The following is a 14,712-nucleotide window of genomic DNA, read 5'->3' as shown; positions in this document are numbered from 1 at the left end:
CTGGCTGCTGACGATCTCACCGCGCCGCGGCCGACAGGCCGAACCGGCGCGCCAGCCGGAAGCCGTCGCGGATACTGAGGCCGATCAGCGTCAGGTTGATCGCGCCGGCGATCAGCTCCACCGCCTGCACCACCGTGAAGATCTGGTCGAACTGACCGGCGGCGGCGCGCTGCTGCAGCAGGATTGCGCACGGTACCAGCACGGCGATGCCGTTGAGCGCGATGAACGGCATCCGCCAGCGCTTGGCGGCGACGACCGGATGCGGCGACTTGCCGCCGAGCTTGAAGCCGCTGGCGCCGGCGAGCGCGATCGCCGGGATCAGCACCGCGAGGCCCCACAGGATGCGGAGCTTCACGGCCGCAATCGCCGCCTCGTCGCCGCCGAGTTCGACCACGACGGTCGACGTCCAGAACACGAGGATGGTGAGAAACGCGATGATGCCCGCGATCGGGTGAAGCTTCCTGATCATTTACGCACTCCTGTCACTGAATTGCTCGTCGAGCCGTTCGCGCAGCGCGATCAGCGCGTCGCGGGTCTTGCGCAGCTGGCGCGGATCGGCGCTGGCAATCATCGCGTCGGCGACCGGCGCCCATAGCTCGCTCGCCTGCTTGAACACCCGCTCGCCGCGCGGCGTCAGCAGCACCAACTTGGCACGCTTGTGCGCCGGGTTCGGCGCGAAGCCGACCAGCCCGGCTTCAGCCAGCTCGTCGACGATCCGCTGCACCGACTGCCGCGCGAGGCCCATGTTGTCGGCCAGCCGCGCCACCGAAAACGTGCCGCGGCCGTGCGCAATCGAGCCCAGCACCTGCCAGCGCGCGCTGGTCAGCCCGAGCGGCTTCACCAGCGCATCGCCGAACCTGATCAGCGCGCCGTTGAGCCGGAAAACCTCCAGCACGAGGGCGTTGGCGGGATGGTCGAACGGGGCGTGACCGGTTTGCATCATGACAGCATTCTGTCATTTTGACAGCTTGCTGTCAATTAGCCGAGCGCCCTGCTCGGCCGGACGCGACGGAAGTTCAATGCCGGCGGCGTTGACGGCGTGCACGACATTTGCATCGTACCCGGCTTGGGCGAGGCGGCCGGCAGGATCAGGCGATGGATTTTCTAGCGAGCGTAGTGGTGGCGATCGTCGCCTATGGCGCGGTGTATTTCATCGGCAAGCCGGTGGTGGCGTTGCAGGCCAAGCGGATCGAAGTGCTCGACGTCGCCGAGCGCTACTCCGGCGTCGAGGCCGGCGCGCCCGAGGAGACCCGCGATGCCGCGGTCAAGGCGCTGTTCGAAGCCGGCACCTCGCTGCGCGCCTATGAGCGCGGATGGTCGACCGCGGTGCGGCTGTGGTGCTGGGTGTGGGGCTACGATCTCGATCTCGCCGCCCAGGCGCTGTACGGCCTCGCCGAAGGCCCGCGCGCCAAGATGGTGATCCCGCCGGAGGCCCGCCGCAACACGCTCAACGCGCTGTACGTCGCCCTCGGCGCCGCCAAGCATTTGCCGCCGGAGACGGTCGACGCCATCAAGCGGATGATCGTCGAGACCAAGGCCGCCCGCGCCAAGGCGTCGGCCTGAGCCTCAGCCGTCCAGACCAGCCGAGCTAAGCGCGCGTCGTCACTCTGACGCGATGAAGCGCAGCGTGCCGGCGCGGCGGGTCGGCTGGCCGGTGTCGTTGGTGTGATTGACGCCGTCCATCACCGGCACTTCGGTGAAGTCGAACGGACTGACGCCGTCGAGGCAGGCGACATTGACGGCGTACAGGTTCGTATTGGATCGCCGCTGATGATGGGTGTAGATGCCGCAGCGTGAACAGAAGAAGTGTTGCGCCGTGCCGGTGTGGAAACGATAGGTCGTCAGCACGTCCTCGCCCTGCAGGATCTTGATCCCGCCCATCTCCGCCATGGCGACGACCGCGCCGCGCATCCGGCAATACGAACAGGTGCAGCGCCGGATCGAGTCGAAGCCATCGCTCAGCGTCACCTCGAAGCGCACCGCCCCGCAGTGGCATCCGCCGGTCCGCACGTTGCTGTCGTGATCCATCCCGCAGGCCTCCAGGTTGGTCCGTTCGAAACTCGGCCGGACCTGACCAGACGCCTTCGCCAACGTCAACGCAGCGGATCTGCAACGCCGGGAAACGTGAACGCATAGGCGAGCCGGCGCCGCCACCACGGCGTGATCGCCACCTCGCACACCGCCGCGCCGTCATGCGCATGGATCATCGTCGTCGCCGAACTGGCGATCGCCGCGTGCTTGGCGACGCAGCCGTCGCGCCAGCGGAACAGCAGCACGTCGCCGCGATCGAACGCATCGCACGGCACCGGCACGAGATGGCGCAGCGCGGCCGCCGCCAGCGTCTCGTCGCCGCCGGCTTCGGCCCAATCCGGTGCGTAAGGCGGCGGCGTTTCCGGCTCCTCGCCGAGACAGGCGCGCCACACCCCGCGCACCAGGCCGAGGCAATCGCAGCCGACGCCCTTCACCGACGCCTGATGCCGATAGCGCGTGCCGATCCAGCTGCGTGCCTCGGCGACCAGCGCGTCGCGACCCAGTGGCTGATCCATGGTGCTCTCGCTCGAACGAATGAGGGACTATGCCGGCGGTCAGACGTCGCCGCGCAGCACCGGGCCGATCGGCGCGCCGGTGTTGCCGGGCGCGCCGGGCACCGGATAGCTGACGACGAAATCGTTGCCGGGGATCTGCGGGAAGCCTCGGAAATTGTCGCTGTTGCCGAAGCGGTCGCGGCAGGTCGCAAACAGCTTGTCGCAGCCGGCGGTGACGACGAAGCTGTCGCCGGGGGCGATCCGCTCGGCCATCGCCTGCCACAGCGATAGCCGCACCTCACCGCCGACGACGCGATGCTGCTTGATCTCGACCGCCGCGCCGGCATTGGCGCCGCTGCGCCAGCTCAGCCGCCCTGCGCTGAACAGGCCGGGCGCAAAGCCGTCGAGACCCGAAACCGTGAGGGTCGAGGTGCCGGGCGCCGCGACGACCGCCCCCTCGCCGCGCCGGGCCGGACTATTCAGATCGACGCGGCAGCGCGCATCGCCGAGATCGGCGCTGCACGCCGCGGTGTAGAGCCGGCCGGTCTCCTGCGACAACAGATCGGCCAGCCCGCGCAGTTCCGCCGTGAAGGCCGAGCCCTCGCGCCGTACCTCGCCGAGCGTGCCGCGCGCCATCAGCACCCGCAGCTCGGGCGCGCTCCAATCCACCAGCCAGCTCTCGATCGCCGCAGCGTCAAAGCGCCCGGCGGCCAAATCCGCCTCGCGCAGCAGCGCGTCATCGAGTGCCCCGGAAATCTCCGCGCCATCGACCGACAGATCGAACCGCTGCGACGCCTCGGACGCCGAGAAGCCGGTGCCGGCGCAGCAGCTCACGCCGTCGATCGTGAGGTCGCGGTCGTGATCGGTGAAGCCGAGCACAGCGCCGTCGCGCCGCCGCACGATCCAACACTGCGCCAGCGTGGTCACACCGGCATCGAGCTTGGCCTGCAAGGCCGACGGAATGGTGAGCATGGGGGACCTGTCCTGGAGCGGGAATAGCGCGTCGCTTGAATCACGGATGAATCGTAAGCTGGCAGCGACAGGTCGAGGTCGACGCGAGATTACTCAGCATCATCGGCGCATCGGCCCTGCGGTCCCGGCTAGCCGTTCTGCTTCCGGATCGCGGCCGCAATTTCGTCGATGGCTGGCCGTGCGTGCTTGAAGAATTTCTTCAGTCCACTGCACAGATAGTTAAGCCCCGGCTCGCCTGACGGCGTCCGCAGAAGACGATTTCCAGGACACTCTCCCCAGCAATCCCGCAAATACTCGCAGGCTCGACAGTCGTCCGGCAGCATCTCCGACTTGGCGTAGCCGAATGCCATCTGACGCTCAGAGAAGACCATCTCAGCCAATGGCGTCTCGCTGAGATTGCCGAGCAGATATTGGGGATACACATAGTGGTCACACGCATAAACGCCGCCATCGTGCTCCAGCGCCACGCCCTTGCCGCAGAATTGATGATAGATGCAGATCTGCGCGGGCAGCCCGAGATGCTGAGCGACCAGCGTTTCAAAATGATTGACCAGCACCCTGCCGAGATCTCGCCGTCGCCACTCATCGAATACGCGTGACAGGAAATAGCCGTACCGGTCGGGATCGACCGACCAGTCGGTGACGATCGATTCCGGATGATCGGGCTTCGACCGCGCGCTTCCAATGATCGGCATACGCCCGGTGTCGTAATCATCCGGCGCATCGGTCTCGAAACCCCTCGCCTGCACGATCGGAATGAACTGGATGTAGGTCGAATCCAGCTCCCGCCGGAGAAAGCGATAGACATCCAGCGGGCGCTCGGCATTGAAGCGATGTACGCAGGTGAGCGTATTGAACGGCACCCCTGCCTTCCGCAACACCGTCGCCGCAGCCATGACCTTGTCGAATGTCGGCGCGCCTCCCTTGTTCACCCGGTAGCGATCATGCAGTTCGCGCGGACCATCGATACTAAGTCCGACCAGGAACCGGTGCTCCTTCAAAAATTCGGCCCATCCGGCATCGAGCAAAATTCCGTTCGTCTGAAGGTCATTTTCGATACGCTGACCGGGCTTCGCGTATCGTCTTTGCAGCTCGACGACCTTCTGGAAGAACTCCAGGCCGAGCAGCGTCGGCTCACCGCCCTGCCACGAGAACACCACCTCCGGCCCGGTATTCGCCTCGATATACTGCCGAACGAACAGCTCCAGAGTCCGGTCCGCCATCCGCCCGGTACCAGGCCCTCCTCGGAGCGTCTGCTTACTTAGATAGAAACAATATCTGCAGTCGAGATTGCAGGACGAGCCCGCAGGCTTGGCCATGACGTGGAAGCGGCGTTGAACGCCAACCTGCGATAACTGCCGTTTGTCGGGCACGAGCAGCACTCACTCGGAATTGGTGACCTGGTACTGATCCCTCAGTGGCATACCATTATTACACGAAACCCGACACAGTATCGCAATTGACGAGCCTCAACGATTTGCACGCCGATTAGCTGCATCCTTATCATATTTCGTAGTGCGATCCTGCAACGCAGTGCAACTCCATTCCAGATTGATTGCACGACAGATGGTTAGCACGACCACACAATCATGGTGCATGAACGCTCCTCATGACTCGCTGGAGACCGGCTCGTGCCGACCAGTGATCGCACCGCGCCTCAACGACGATCGCGCTCCACCGCAAACGCGATTCCATCCTCTGCCCAGCCAGATCATCGGACTTCACTCCGCAACGCTCGTTCCGCGCACCGCCTCTTCACGGGCGGATCGCCGCAGCCGAATGCACACCGGATCACAATCGGGAGTGTCAGATGAACAGCGAAGACAAGCACCAGCGCGTGCCCAATGGCGCCATTGATCGTCGGAATCTCCTGCTGGGGACATCAACCCTGGTCGCGGCGGCGGCACTAACGACCGGTGCATTCGCACAAGCCGCCAAGAAAGCTCCGGCCTCTCCCGTCGCAGGCGGAACCGCCGGATCCAAACCGAACATCCTGTTCATCATGGGCGACGACATCGGCTGGTTCAACGTCAGCGCCTACAACATGGGGATCATGGGCTATCGCACGCCCAACATCGACCGGATCGGCCGAGAAGGCGCCACCTTCACCGACTGGTATGGGCAGCAGAGTTGCACGGCGGGACGCGCCGCGTTCATCACCGGGCAATCCCCCATTCGCACCGGGCTGACCAAGGTCGGGCTGCCCGGGGCCGAACTCGGGCTCGGCCCGCTCGATCCGAGCGTCGCGGACGTGATGAAGTCGTACGGCTATGCCACCGGGCAGTTCGGCAAGAACCATCTCGGCGACCGCAACGAGCACCTACCCACCGTCCACGGCTTCGACGAGTTCTTCGGCAATCTCTATCATCTCAACGCCGAGGAGGAGCCGGAGAACCCGGACTATCCGAAGGATCCGCGTTTCCGCGCCAAGTTCGGGCCGCGCGGGGTCTTGAAGTGCAAAGCGAGCGACCGCGACGACCCGACGATTGATCCGACCTACGGCCGCGTCGGCAAGCAGGTGATCGAGAACACCGGCCCGATGGACACCAAGCGCATGGAGACCGTCGACGCGGAGTTTCTCGCCGCGGCCAAAGACTTCATCAGCCGGCAGCACAAGACTCAAACGCCGTGGTTCTGTTACTTCAACACCACGCGGATGCACGTCTTCACGCATCTGAAAAAGGAATCGCAAGGCAAGAGCGGGCTCGGACTATATCCGGACGGGATGGTCGAGACCGATGGCCATGTCGGCGAGCTGTTGCAACTGCTGGACGACCTCGGAGCCGTCGACAATACCATCGTGGTCTATACCACCGACAACGGCGCCGAAGTGTTCACATGGCCCGACGGCGGCACGACGCCGTTCCGGGGCGAGAAAGCGACCAATTGGGAAGGCGCCTTCCGGGTGCCCTGCCTGATCCGCTGGCCGGGCGTGATCAATCCCGGCACGATCGTCAACGATATTTGCGCGCATGAGGACTTCATCCCGACCTTTGCGGCCGCGACCGGCGACACCGGCATCGTGGATCGTCTCAAGCAAGGCACGACCCTGAACGGTAAGCCGTTCAAGGTGCATCTCGACGGGATCAACCTGCTGCCGTTCTTCAAGAATGAAGTGAAACAGTCACCGCGCGAAGGCTTCCTGTATTGGAGCGACGACGGCGAACTGATGGCGATCCGAATCCGGAATTGGAAATTCGCTTTCCTGGAGCAGAACACCGAGGTCTCGCCGCAAACGCCCGCCGGCGTCTGGCAGGGCCAGTTCACCAAGCTTCGCGCCCCCAACATCTACAATTTGCGGGCCGATCCATTCGAAAGAGCCACCGCCAGCCTGAACTACGGCGACTGGATGGATCACCGCATGTTCCTGATCATCCCGGCGCAGGCCCTGGTGGCGCATTGGGCTGAGAGCTTCAAAGAGTTTCCGCCGCGGGCCAAGGCCGCGAGCTTCACCATCAGCGACGTGATGGAGAAGATCACGACGGCGAGACCGAACGAGAATTGAGGCCCCGGAGAACGGCCATGATCACCCGACGCAGCCTGCTCGCTCTCTCGGCCGCCGTGTTCGGCTCGCCCGTCGTCGGCTTCGCGACCGGCGCCTCCGATCCGTTGCCGTCATGGACGAACGGGACCGCGAAACAGGCGATCCTCGCCTTCGTCGCGCGCGTGACGACGGAGCAAGGTGCGGATTTCGTGCCAACAGCCGAGCGGATCGCCACCTTCGACAATGATGGCACGCTGTGGGCCGAGCAGCCCTATTACTTCCAACTCGCCTTTGCGTTCGATCGGATCAAGGCGATGGCTCCGCAGCATCCGGAATGGAAAGATCACGAGCCGTTCAAGGCGCTGCTTCAAAACGACAAGGCGGCATTCGCGTCATCGGGCGAAAGTGGCCTGCTCGAGGTCGTCGCGGCAACTCATGCGAGGATGACGACGGACGAGTTCACCGATGCGGTGCGGGATTGGATGGCAACCGCACGGCACCCGCGCTTCGGGCGGCCCTACAACCAACTGACCTACCAGCCGATGCTGGAACTGCTGGCATATCTGCGTGCGAACGGCTTCAAGACCTTCATCGTATCGGGCGGCGGTGTCGAATTCATGCGGCCGTGGGTGGAGAAAGCCTACGGCATACCGCCCGAGCAGGTGGTCGGCTCGTCCGGCGTCGTCAAATTCGAGACTGATGCCACCGGCAAGCCGCGCTTGATCAAGCTCACCAAGGTCGAATTCGTCGACGACGGCCCCGGCAAGCCGGTGGGCATCAACCGGTTCATCGGGCGCCGGCCGATCTTCGCATTCGGCAATTCGGACGGCGACTTCGAAATGCTGCAATGGACCGTCGCCGGCGCCGGCCCGCGGTTTGCCGGGCTCGTCCATCACACCGATGCCGAACGGGAATATGCCTACGACCGCCAGTCCAAAATCGGCAAGCTCGACAAGGCGCTCGATGCGGCGGCCGCGGGTGGCTGGACGGTCGTCGACATGAAGAACGACTGGAGCCGGATCTTTACGGAATGACGCCCGCGCCGATCGCCCGGGCCGGCGATCCGGGGTGGTCTCCGCACAATTATCCTGCGCCGGTTTTGGCGCAGACGTGACAACGGTCAGAGCCGACCAGAACACACCGGAACGTGGCATGTCGCAATATTCGCACCGTATCATCGGCGGATTGGCAGCCGTAGCGCTGCTGGCCCTCCAAGGCCCGCAAGCGGCATCGGCCGACGAAGGGGGCATCAGCTTCTGGGTCCCTGGCTTCTTCGGCAGCCTTGCAGCGGCACCGGGCACGCCAGGCTGGTCCTGGATCTCAATCTACTATCACACAGACGTCAGCGCAGGCGCCGGCATGCAGTTTCCCCGGGGCGGACGGGTCGATGTCGGGGTCTCCGGCAAGGGCGACCTCGGCCTGTACGGCCCGAGCTACGTGTTCGCGACGCCGGTTCTCGGTGGCCAATTGTCCGCGACCCTGCTCGGCGTTGCGGGCCGCAACCAGGCGGCGGCTGAAGCGTCGCTGAGCGATGTCTCCGGCCGCACCATCGCGCTAGGCCGGACGCAGGATCTCACCTCATACGGCGACGTGATTCCGCAGATCGCACTGAAATGGAACGTGGGCGTCAATAATTTCATGGTGTATGGCACCGGCGACATTCCGGTCGGCGACTACGACCGGCACCGCCTCGCCAATCTCGGCATCGGCCACGGCGCAATCGACTTCGGTGTCGGCTACACCTATTTCAATCCACTCGCCGGCAACGAATTCTCGGCGGTCGCGGGTGCGACCTACAACTTCAAGAACACATCGGCGAACTACCAGAACGGCGTCGACTTTCACGTCGACTGGGGCGCGTCGCACTTCCTCACCAAACAATTCCAGCTTGGGCTGGTCGGCTATTACTTCCAGCAGATCAGCGACGATTCCGGCGCGCCGGCGTTGCTTGGCGGGTTTCGGTCGCGTGTCGCCGGCGTCGGACCGCAGCTCGGCATCCTGTTTCCGGTCGGCGACATGCAGGGTTATCTGAACCTGAAGGGCTACAAGGAGTTCGCCGCGCAGAACCGGCCGGAAGGCTGGAACGCCTGGCTGTCGTTCGTCGTATCGCCCGCACCGCCGCAGCCGGCAGCCGCGGGGCCGATGCCGCGAAAGCCTTGAAGCAACGGCTGAGGCTCGAACCGCGGCCTCCGGGAGAAACCCCTCACACCCTGATCTCGACCAGCGAGAGATTCGGAATCGCGCCGGTAGCGAGCTTCGCCTGCAAGGCCGACGGAATGGTGAGCATGGGGGGACCTGCGCGCGACTCTGGCAATGCACGACCGGGTCTCGGCCCGATCTGACACGGTGCCGACCGGGCGTTCATAACCTCACGCTGGTCGTCCAGGCCGGCTGGTCAGTTAGCTACGGTTCGCACAGAGCCCGCGGCGCAGCGGCGGGCTCGTCCTTATTTGTCGCCCAGCTCTCGGGTGTCGAACACGAGTCGCGCATGATTGGAGCGAACCGAATCCCCGATGATGTCACAGCCTCTGCCGCGCCGAGGGGCCGCACCGGTCAAAACGACCAGCTCCCGCTTCGCGTCTCGATATCCGCGCACTTCGTAGGGCGCGGGCGCACAACCGTCTCGAAACGTGAACGCCGTTCCCTGATAATTTGAACCGCTACGCGTGCCACGGAACAACAACGTCCCCTGCACCACGGGCAGTGTTTGCTTCGGGACGTCATAGGCGATCTCGACCGAACCGTCTTTCCACTCGCGAATGAGCATCTGGGAATCGTTGTGAAGCGCTGAATCAACTCGGATCGGCTCCGGCCTGTTTTTTGGCTGCGCACGAAGGCGACGCTGGACCTCGAGATAAGCCTCGGGGTTCGAACCCGGCGGGGCATTGTCAAGGAGTGCCGTCCGCTCGTCGACCTGCGGGATGGAGAACCGTTCTCCGCAGGCGATGAACGTCCTGTTATCAGGCGAGAACCCGTGTTTTGTTCTGTCGGCACACACCATGATTTCCAACACGACCCGGTGTTGTGCATTGATGAAGCGCGCCGGACATTTGGGGGTGCAGACCGCTGGTGCCTGCAGCAGCGATACCATCAACGATCGTCCATCCGGTGACGCAAACGGCCAATTGAAGATCGTCCCTTGCATGGCACCGCGTGGCTTCAAGGGAATGAGGTCGATCTTGTCCTTCCAGTATGCGTTGAGAACGTAATCCCGCTTACTCACGAGCTCCGAACCGGAATCGTAGATCCTGTTGGCGGGCAATTCGCCCGCCTGCGCCTCCTGATCCTCGGCCTGCGGCAAATCCCGGATTTCCGACAGCGGTGCAAAATCGAGCTTGCGGGTCCCAGCGTCCCATTTGAGGGGACGCTGACACGCGCGCATGTCCGCTGTCGACAGACCATCCGTGTTCTGACCACAGAGCGCACCGCCAACGTTCAACCAAACCCTGTTGGCGTCGCTGCTACGCTCCAACGTCACTCCAACGGCCGCGTGTTCGAAAGCTTGGATTGCGTGCCCATCGTCGGTTTCGACGAAGATGTGGACCACTGCTCCGTGATTGGTGGAAAACAGTGCTGCTGCTCCATCGCAAGCGAGCGTGGCTTCGTCGATCGCCCAGAAAACGGGACCGTCCGGAAAACGGCCCTGCTGAATGTCAGGCCCCGATCGTGGCGTCCCACCCGCGGAACGGCACATGTCCGACATTTCGCGGGACTGCGTCGCAACCTCGACCGGTGTCGAGCTGCAGTTCTCACACCGATGAGGTATCGCCGGAGCAGCTTCGTTCGCATCTGCGGCCATTGGCAGAAGAAGGCCGAAAACCAAAAGTATGAGTCGCTGCATGAAATTCTCAACGCCGCCATTAATGCCGACCGCGCGGGTCGCATGAAGGCGCTGAGGATCGGCACTGCCTGATTGCCACCGGGTAAATTCAGAGGTGTAAACTGTTCTGATCAGATGCGCGTGTCGCCCAACGATCATGCCGGTTTCAGCACAGGATTAATGATCTAACTATCTGATTGCATCCAAGGGTAATACAGACTCGCAGCTTCGGCTCAGTCCACGTTCGAACTCACACCCTGATCTCGACCAACGGGATCTTCGGGATCGCGCCGGCGGCAAACGCCGAGAGATCGACTTCGAGGTAGTCGGTGTCGAACCGCACCGGGACGTCGAACTGAAAGCCGGCGGTCACCGCTGCGCCGGACGGCGGCAAATGGCCCGGTGCAAAGCTGACGATGCCGGTGGCCGGATCGCAGGCGAAGCTGGCGGCCGCGGCTTCGACGCCACCGACTGCAACGCGGACGCTGCCGGCAACCGGCTTATTGATCGTGCGCACATAGGGCGCGAAGCCGGCGCCGTAGGTCTTCACGAGTTGATAGTTGGCGCGCGTGCCGTCGCCGATGCCGATGCCCTGGTCGAGCGGCGACACACCAGCGCCGGGCGCGGCGGAGCTGCAATCCAGCCGGTCGCGCCAGCGGAAGCCGGTGAGCGGCCCGCGGCGCTCTTCGAAGAACGCCACCACCTGCTGCAGCGCCTCGAAGGTCTTGACGCCGTAACCGGCGTCGTAGCGCCGCCGCGAGTCCGCCCAGCGCGCGTTGCGCTGTTCGCGGCCCGAGCCGAAGCCGACGATCTCGGTGCGCCGCTCCGGCCCGCCGGCGCTCTTCAGCGCGACATCGAGCGGAAACAGGATTTCGTGGAAGGAGGTCATGCGATGAGTCCTTCATCGTCATTGCGAGGAGCACCCGGATCGGCGCGACGCGCCGTCCGGGCACAGGCTCCGCGACGAAGCAATCCAGGCTTAGGACATCAAGTACCTGGATTGCTTCGCTACGCTCGCAATGACGTCGATGCGAGGCTGCGAACTACAAGCCCCGCTGGCCGCGCGCGACGGCGCGGGCGATCTGGCCGGTCAGATAGGTCTCGGAGCGCCGGAAGCTGTCGGCGTCGGGCGTGGCGATCTGGATGTTGACCGTGGTGGGGCCGCCGCTCGACGCGACGCCGAGCTGGCCGTCGGCGCCGCGCGACAGCGGCAGGATCGCCTCGGGACCGGCCTCACCGGCGAGGCCAACGCCGCCGCCGAGCATCGGGAAGTAGGTCGGCGTGCCGATCACGCCGCCCGATGCGAACGGCTTGATCGCGCCGTTGGCGTTCTTGAGGAGCGAGCTGCCGAACAGCCCCGAGAACAGGCTGTCGAAGCCGGTCGCGAGGCTGGTGGTCAGCGGTTTCAGCGCCGCCTTGACCGCCAGGTCCGAGACCTTCAGCGCCAGCGACTTCAGCACGTCCTCGAACTGCTTGCCGCCGGTGACCGCCTGCGAGAACGCCGAGGTCATCGCCCGCGCAAAGCCCTTGGCTTCGCTGCTCAGCGCCTGGGTCTTGGTGGTGAGCTGGTCGACTTTCTGCGTGGTGTCGTCGACGCAAGCACAATCGCAAGTCTCGCCAGTGCCGCTGCCGGTCATCGCGTCGCTCCTGATCGATCCGGATAGCGCCGCATCAGCTCGTCGAGCGCGGCGCGGCCGAGCGGCGGTGTCGCGCCGCCGCGCAGGCCGGTGATCGCGGCGGCGAGTTCGCGCGGCGTCATCCGCCAGAACTGATCGGGCGGCAGCCGCAGCACGCCGAGGCCGAACTGCATCGCCTCCGCCCACGGAAACGGTGTCACGCCGCCGCCTCGCCGAACGTTGCGGCCAATAGCTCGGCCGCGATGCCGGCGTAGCCGGCGGCACCGCCGCTCACCGTCATCGCCGCGACTTCATCGTCGCGCACCGCCTCGCCGGCGCCGCGCAGGCCCGCGGCGATGATCCGGACCAGATCGCGCGCCGACAGATGTCCGCTGCCGAAGCGCTGCGCCAGGGCGACGAGATCAGTGGCGGCGAACGCGGCTTCGAGTTCGGCGAGCGCGCCGAGCGTCAGCACCAGCGTGCGGGTCTGGCCGCCGAGTTCGGCTTCGATTTCACCGCGATGTTTGTTGGCCATGCTGTCCTCTCACAATGCGACGAAGCCGAGCGCGCCGGCGCTCTCCAGCGTCAGGTCGAAGGTGACTTCGCCGTTGTGCTCGCCGGCGAATTCGAGGCTGGCGATCTGGAACGGCCCGGTGATACTGCCGAAATCCGGCACCACCACCTGGCAGTCGCTGATCAGCCCGCTGAAGAACGCACTGCGCACCAACGCGTCGGAGCTTGAATCCTTGAACAGGCCGCGGCCGGAGATCGAGGCACGGCGGACGCCGGCGCCGGCCAGCAGCTCGCGCCAGCGGTCGGCGGATTCGGCGTGGGTGATGTCGACCAGTTCGGCGTTGAACGCGATCTTGCGGCTGCGCAAGCCGGCGACGGTGACGTAGTTGCTGCCGTCGTGGATCTTGAGCAGCAGATCCTTGCCCTTTTGAGCGCCCATGCGCGGCTCCTGCTAACTGATTGGTTCGGTGACGGCGCGAAATCGCACCAAGGCGTGATAGGTGCGGCCGTCGGGCTCGCGGCGGATGTCGGCGAGCGCGAACCGCAGATTGACCAGGCGATGGCCGGACGGGGCGAGCGGCGCATCGTCCAGCGCCTGCAGCAGCGCGCCGGTGATGACATGCGCCTCCTTGTGGCCGCCCTGGCGCGACCAGGCGTGCAGCGTCAGTTGATGCTCCTGCGTCGGCGCGTCGTCGGCGGAGACATCGCTGATCCGCGCCTCGCCGAGGGTGACGAACGGAAACGCCGGCTCGCGCGGCGGCTCGTCGTAGATCCGCGGCCCGCCGAGCGCGGCGAGCAGCGCGGTGTCGCTGGTGAGCGCGTGATGGATCGCCGCGCGCAGCGCAACGCTGGCAGGGGTCATGTCTGCTCCGTCTCGGCGTCGATCTCGAGCAGCGCGCCGCGCGCGCGGCTTCGCCAGGCGATGATGCGGTACACGGTGTCGCCGTCGGCGAGCCGGTGCGCGCGCGACAGCGTCACCCCGGCACGCAGCGTGATTTTTGCGCGCAGCGCGGCGAGATCCGTATCCGCCGCGACACCCTCGCGCGCGGCGAGCGGCACCACGCTGGCCCACACCACCGCCTGCGCCGCGTAACTCCGCGCCACGCCGCCCTGCCCGTCGTCGGTCTCGACCGGCGCCAGCAGCGTCAGCCGGCGGTTGAGGCGGCCGGCATCGATCACAGCGCCACCGCGCGATAGCCCGCGATCATCGCGGCAACGCCGCCGGGCAGCACCGCGGAGCCGGCTCCGGACGAAGCTTCGCCGCGATTGTCGTACCACTGCGCCACCAGGGTGCGGACCGCATGGCGCAGCGGCGCCGGCACGTCGTCCGGCGCGGTGCCGTAGCCGAGTTCGAGGTCGAGCTCGATGCCGGCGATGGCGCGCCCCGGCTCCGGCAGCGCCCAGGGCGGCGACGCGATCACGCCGCCGGCGAGGTCGGGCACGAAGCTGTCGAGATCGAGGCCATGAGCATAGCCGCGCTCGTCATAGCTCCGCACCGCGATCAGTGCCCGTAGCGGGCCGCCGCGCAGCACGATGCGGCCGTCGCGCGGCCAGGCATCCAGCACCAGCCGCCAGCGCTGCGCCAGCAGCATCTTGCCGGTCCAGACCTCGATCTGGGCCCGCGCCGCGGTCAGCAGCGAGGCGATCACCGCGTCGTCGGCGTCGTGCTCGACGCGCAGGAAGCTCTTCAGATCAGCGACGGTCCACGGCTCGGCGGCCGGCCCGGCCAGCAGCAGCATCGGCATGGCGATTCCTCATAGGTGGTGATGATCGGCGATTGAC

At 65.5% G+C, this 14,712-nt stretch carries 19 protein-coding genes; 4 read left to right on the top strand and 15 right to left on the bottom strand.

Features of this window, described 5'->3' with window-relative positions:
- Window positions 1-16: 16 nt before the first annotated feature.
- Together VRZ08_RS19435 and VRZ08_RS19430 are read right to left on the bottom strand one after the other, a co-directional pair.
- A complete protein-coding gene (locus VRZ08_RS19435) occupies window positions 17-469 on the bottom strand; it encodes a hypothetical protein (RefSeq protein ID WP_414533576.1) in 453 nt (150 codons plus the stop codon).
- Window positions 470-943: a MarR family winged helix-turn-helix transcriptional regulator gene (locus tag VRZ08_RS19430; protein ID WP_414533575.1), complete on the bottom strand. Its 474-nt coding sequence runs from the start codon at window positions 941-943 to the stop codon at window positions 470-472.
- Between the two features lie 152 nt (window positions 944-1,095).
- Here VRZ08_RS19430 and VRZ08_RS19425 point away from each other — a divergent pair, with 152 nt between their 5' ends.
- Window positions 1,096-1,563, top strand: coding sequence for a hypothetical protein (locus VRZ08_RS19425; protein WP_107355105.1), 468 nt, complete (start codon window positions 1,096-1,098; stop codon window positions 1,561-1,563).
- A 39-nt stretch (window positions 1,564-1,602) separates the two neighbouring features.
- Here the strand turns inward: VRZ08_RS19425 and VRZ08_RS19420 are convergent, their stop codons facing one another.
- The 4 genes from VRZ08_RS19420 to VRZ08_RS19405 all read right to left on the bottom strand — a co-directional run bounded on the left by VRZ08_RS19420 (window position 1,603) and on the right by VRZ08_RS19405 (window position 4,816).
- The gene (locus VRZ08_RS19420; RefSeq protein ID WP_107357462.1) at window positions 1,603-2,028 is read right to left on the bottom strand and encodes a GFA family protein; all 426 of its coding nucleotides are present in this window, start codon (window positions 2,026-2,028) and stop codon (window positions 1,603-1,605) included.
- Window positions 2,029-2,093: 65 nt separating this feature from the next.
- The gene (locus tag VRZ08_RS19415) at window positions 2,094-2,546 is read right to left on the bottom strand and encodes an NlpC/P60 family protein (RefSeq protein WP_414533574.1); all 453 of its coding nucleotides are present in this window, start codon (window positions 2,544-2,546) and stop codon (window positions 2,094-2,096) included.
- 39 nt (window positions 2,547-2,585) lie between these two features.
- Complete coding sequence (locus VRZ08_RS19410; protein ID WP_414533573.1) at window positions 2,586-3,497, bottom strand: DUF2163 domain-containing protein; 912 nt, start codon at window positions 3,495-3,497, stop codon at window positions 2,586-2,588.
- Between the two features lie 128 nt (window positions 3,498-3,625).
- Window positions 3,626-4,816: an anaerobic sulfatase maturase gene (locus tag VRZ08_RS19405; RefSeq protein ID WP_414533599.1), complete on the bottom strand. Its 1,191-nt coding sequence runs from the start codon at window positions 4,814-4,816 to the stop codon at window positions 3,626-3,628.
- Between the two features lie 491 nt (window positions 4,817-5,307).
- On the opposite strand from VRZ08_RS19405, the gene VRZ08_RS19400 reads away from it, so the two are divergent.
- The 3 genes from VRZ08_RS19400 (at window position 5,308) to VRZ08_RS19390 (ending at window position 9,141) form a co-directional block, all read left to right on the top strand.
- Window positions 5,308-7,002 carry an arylsulfatase gene (locus VRZ08_RS19400; RefSeq protein ID WP_414533572.1) on the top strand — a complete coding sequence of 565 codons (1,695 nt, stop codon included), beginning with the start codon at window positions 5,308-5,310 and terminating at the stop codon, window positions 7,000-7,002.
- Window positions 7,003-7,019: 17 nt separating this feature from the next.
- A complete protein-coding gene (locus VRZ08_RS19395) occupies window positions 7,020-8,015 on the top strand; it encodes an HAD family hydrolase (RefSeq protein WP_414533571.1) in 996 nt (331 codons plus the stop codon).
- Window positions 8,016-8,133: 118 nt separating this feature from the next.
- On the top strand, window positions 8,134-9,141 hold the full coding sequence (locus VRZ08_RS19390; protein ID WP_263991316.1) for a transporter: 1,008 nt from the start codon (window positions 8,134-8,136) through the stop codon (window positions 9,139-9,141).
- Window positions 9,142-9,427: 286 nt separating this feature from the next.
- Here the strand turns inward: VRZ08_RS19390 and VRZ08_RS19385 are convergent, their stop codons facing one another.
- The 9 genes from VRZ08_RS19385 to VRZ08_RS19345 all read right to left on the bottom strand — a co-directional run bounded on the left by VRZ08_RS19385 (window position 9,428) and on the right by VRZ08_RS19345 (window position 14,675).
- A complete protein-coding gene (locus tag VRZ08_RS19385; RefSeq protein ID WP_414533570.1) occupies window positions 9,428-10,960 on the bottom strand; it encodes a hypothetical protein in 1,533 nt (510 codons plus the stop codon).
- A gap of 91 nt (window positions 10,961-11,051) precedes the next feature.
- Window positions 11,052-11,690 (bottom strand): TIGR02217 family protein, encoded by a 639-nt coding sequence (locus VRZ08_RS19380; RefSeq protein WP_414533569.1) that lies wholly within the window; start codon window positions 11,688-11,690, stop codon window positions 11,052-11,054.
- A 154-nt stretch (window positions 11,691-11,844) separates the two neighbouring features.
- Entirely contained in the window at window positions 11,845-12,438 is a 594-nt protein-coding gene (locus tag VRZ08_RS19375; protein ID WP_414533568.1) for a phage tail tape measure protein, read from the bottom strand.
- The gene (locus VRZ08_RS19370) at window positions 12,435-12,638 is read right to left on the bottom strand and encodes a rcc01693 family protein (protein WP_414533567.1); all 204 of its coding nucleotides are present in this window, start codon (window positions 12,636-12,638) and stop codon (window positions 12,435-12,437) included. Before VRZ08_RS19370 ends, VRZ08_RS19375 begins: the two co-directional genes overlap by 4 nt.
- Complete coding sequence (locus tag VRZ08_RS19365; RefSeq protein ID WP_264076219.1) at window positions 12,635-12,952, bottom strand: gene transfer agent family protein; 318 nt, start codon at window positions 12,950-12,952, stop codon at window positions 12,635-12,637. The genes VRZ08_RS19370 and VRZ08_RS19365 overlap by 4 nt, the downstream gene beginning before the upstream one ends.
- A gap of 9 nt (window positions 12,953-12,961) precedes the next feature.
- The gene (locus tag VRZ08_RS19360) at window positions 12,962-13,369 is read right to left on the bottom strand and encodes a phage major tail protein, TP901-1 family (protein WP_164571920.1); all 408 of its coding nucleotides are present in this window, start codon (window positions 13,367-13,369) and stop codon (window positions 12,962-12,964) included.
- A gap of 12 nt (window positions 13,370-13,381) precedes the next feature.
- Complete coding sequence (locus tag VRZ08_RS19355; protein ID WP_414533566.1) at window positions 13,382-13,792, bottom strand: DUF3168 domain-containing protein; 411 nt, start codon at window positions 13,790-13,792, stop codon at window positions 13,382-13,384.
- The gene (locus VRZ08_RS19350; protein ID WP_414533565.1) at window positions 13,789-14,109 is read right to left on the bottom strand and encodes a head-tail adaptor protein; all 321 of its coding nucleotides are present in this window, start codon (window positions 14,107-14,109) and stop codon (window positions 13,789-13,791) included. Before VRZ08_RS19350 ends, VRZ08_RS19355 begins: the two co-directional genes overlap by 4 nt.
- Window positions 14,106-14,675 (bottom strand): head-tail connector protein, encoded by a 570-nt coding sequence (locus VRZ08_RS19345; protein ID WP_414533564.1) that lies wholly within the window; start codon window positions 14,673-14,675, stop codon window positions 14,106-14,108. The genes VRZ08_RS19350 and VRZ08_RS19345 overlap by 4 nt, the downstream gene beginning before the upstream one ends.
- Between the last annotated feature and the right edge of the window lie 37 nt (window positions 14,676-14,712).

It is taken from the genome of Rhodopseudomonas sp. G2_2311 (genome assembly GCF_047501505.1).
GTDB lineage: Bacteria > Pseudomonadota > Alphaproteobacteria > Rhizobiales > Xanthobacteraceae > Rhodopseudomonas > Rhodopseudomonas palustris_H.
This window is presented reverse-complemented; position numbering and strand designations above follow the sequence as displayed.

Bases quoted from the DNA above. Each gene is read 5' to 3' on its own strand.
- VRZ08_RS19395 (WP_414533571.1), top strand. From the start codon at position 7,020: ATGATCACCCGACGCAGCCTGCTCGCTCTCTCGGCCGCCGTGTTCGGC.
- VRZ08_RS19415 (WP_414533574.1), bottom strand. From the start codon at position 2,546: ATGGATCAGCCACTGGGTCGCGACGCGCTGGTCGCCGAGGCACGCAGC.
- VRZ08_RS19360 (WP_164571920.1), bottom strand. From the start codon at position 13,369: ATGGGCGCTCAAAAGGGCAAGGATCTGCTGCTCAAGATCCACGACGGC.
- VRZ08_RS19425 (WP_107355105.1), top strand. From the start codon at position 1,096: ATGGATTTTCTAGCGAGCGTAGTGGTGGCGATCGTCGCCTATGGCGCG.
- VRZ08_RS19365 (WP_264076219.1), bottom strand. From the start codon at position 12,952: ATGGCCAACAAACATCGCGGTGAAATCGAAGCCGAACTCGGCGGCCAG.
- VRZ08_RS19380 (WP_414533569.1), bottom strand. From the start codon at position 11,690: ATGACCTCCTTCCACGAAATCCTGTTTCCGCTCGATGTCGCGCTGAAG.
- VRZ08_RS19355 (WP_414533566.1), bottom strand. From the start codon at position 13,792: ATGACCCCTGCCAGCGTTGCGCTGCGCGCGGCGATCCATCACGCGCTC.
- VRZ08_RS19430 (WP_414533575.1), bottom strand. From the start codon at position 943: ATGATGCAAACCGGTCACGCCCCGTTCGACCATCCCGCCAACGCCCTC.
- VRZ08_RS19345 (WP_414533564.1), bottom strand. From the start codon at position 14,675: ATGCCGATGCTGCTGCTGGCCGGGCCGGCCGCCGAGCCGTGGACCGTC.
- VRZ08_RS19375 (WP_414533568.1), bottom strand. From the start codon at position 12,438: ATGACCGGCAGCGGCACTGGCGAGACTTGCGATTGTGCTTGCGTCGAC.
- VRZ08_RS19435 (WP_414533576.1), bottom strand. From the start codon at position 469: ATGATCAGGAAGCTTCACCCGATCGCGGGCATCATCGCGTTTCTCACC.
- VRZ08_RS19410 (WP_414533573.1), bottom strand. From the start codon at position 3,497: ATGCTCACCATTCCGTCGGCCTTGCAGGCCAAGCTCGATGCCGGTGTG.
- VRZ08_RS19420 (WP_107357462.1), bottom strand. From the start codon at position 2,028: ATGGATCACGACAGCAACGTGCGGACCGGCGGATGCCACTGCGGGGCG.
- VRZ08_RS19400 (WP_414533572.1), top strand. From the start codon at position 5,308: ATGAACAGCGAAGACAAGCACCAGCGCGTGCCCAATGGCGCCATTGAT.
- VRZ08_RS19390 (WP_263991316.1), top strand. From the start codon at position 8,134: ATGTCGCAATATTCGCACCGTATCATCGGCGGATTGGCAGCCGTAGCG.
- VRZ08_RS19385 (WP_414533570.1), bottom strand. From the start codon at position 10,960: ATGATCGTTGGGCGACACGCGCATCTGATCAGAACAGTTTACACCTCT.
- VRZ08_RS19405 (WP_414533599.1), bottom strand. From the start codon at position 4,816: ATGGCCAAGCCTGCGGGCTCGTCCTGCAATCTCGACTGCAGATATTGT.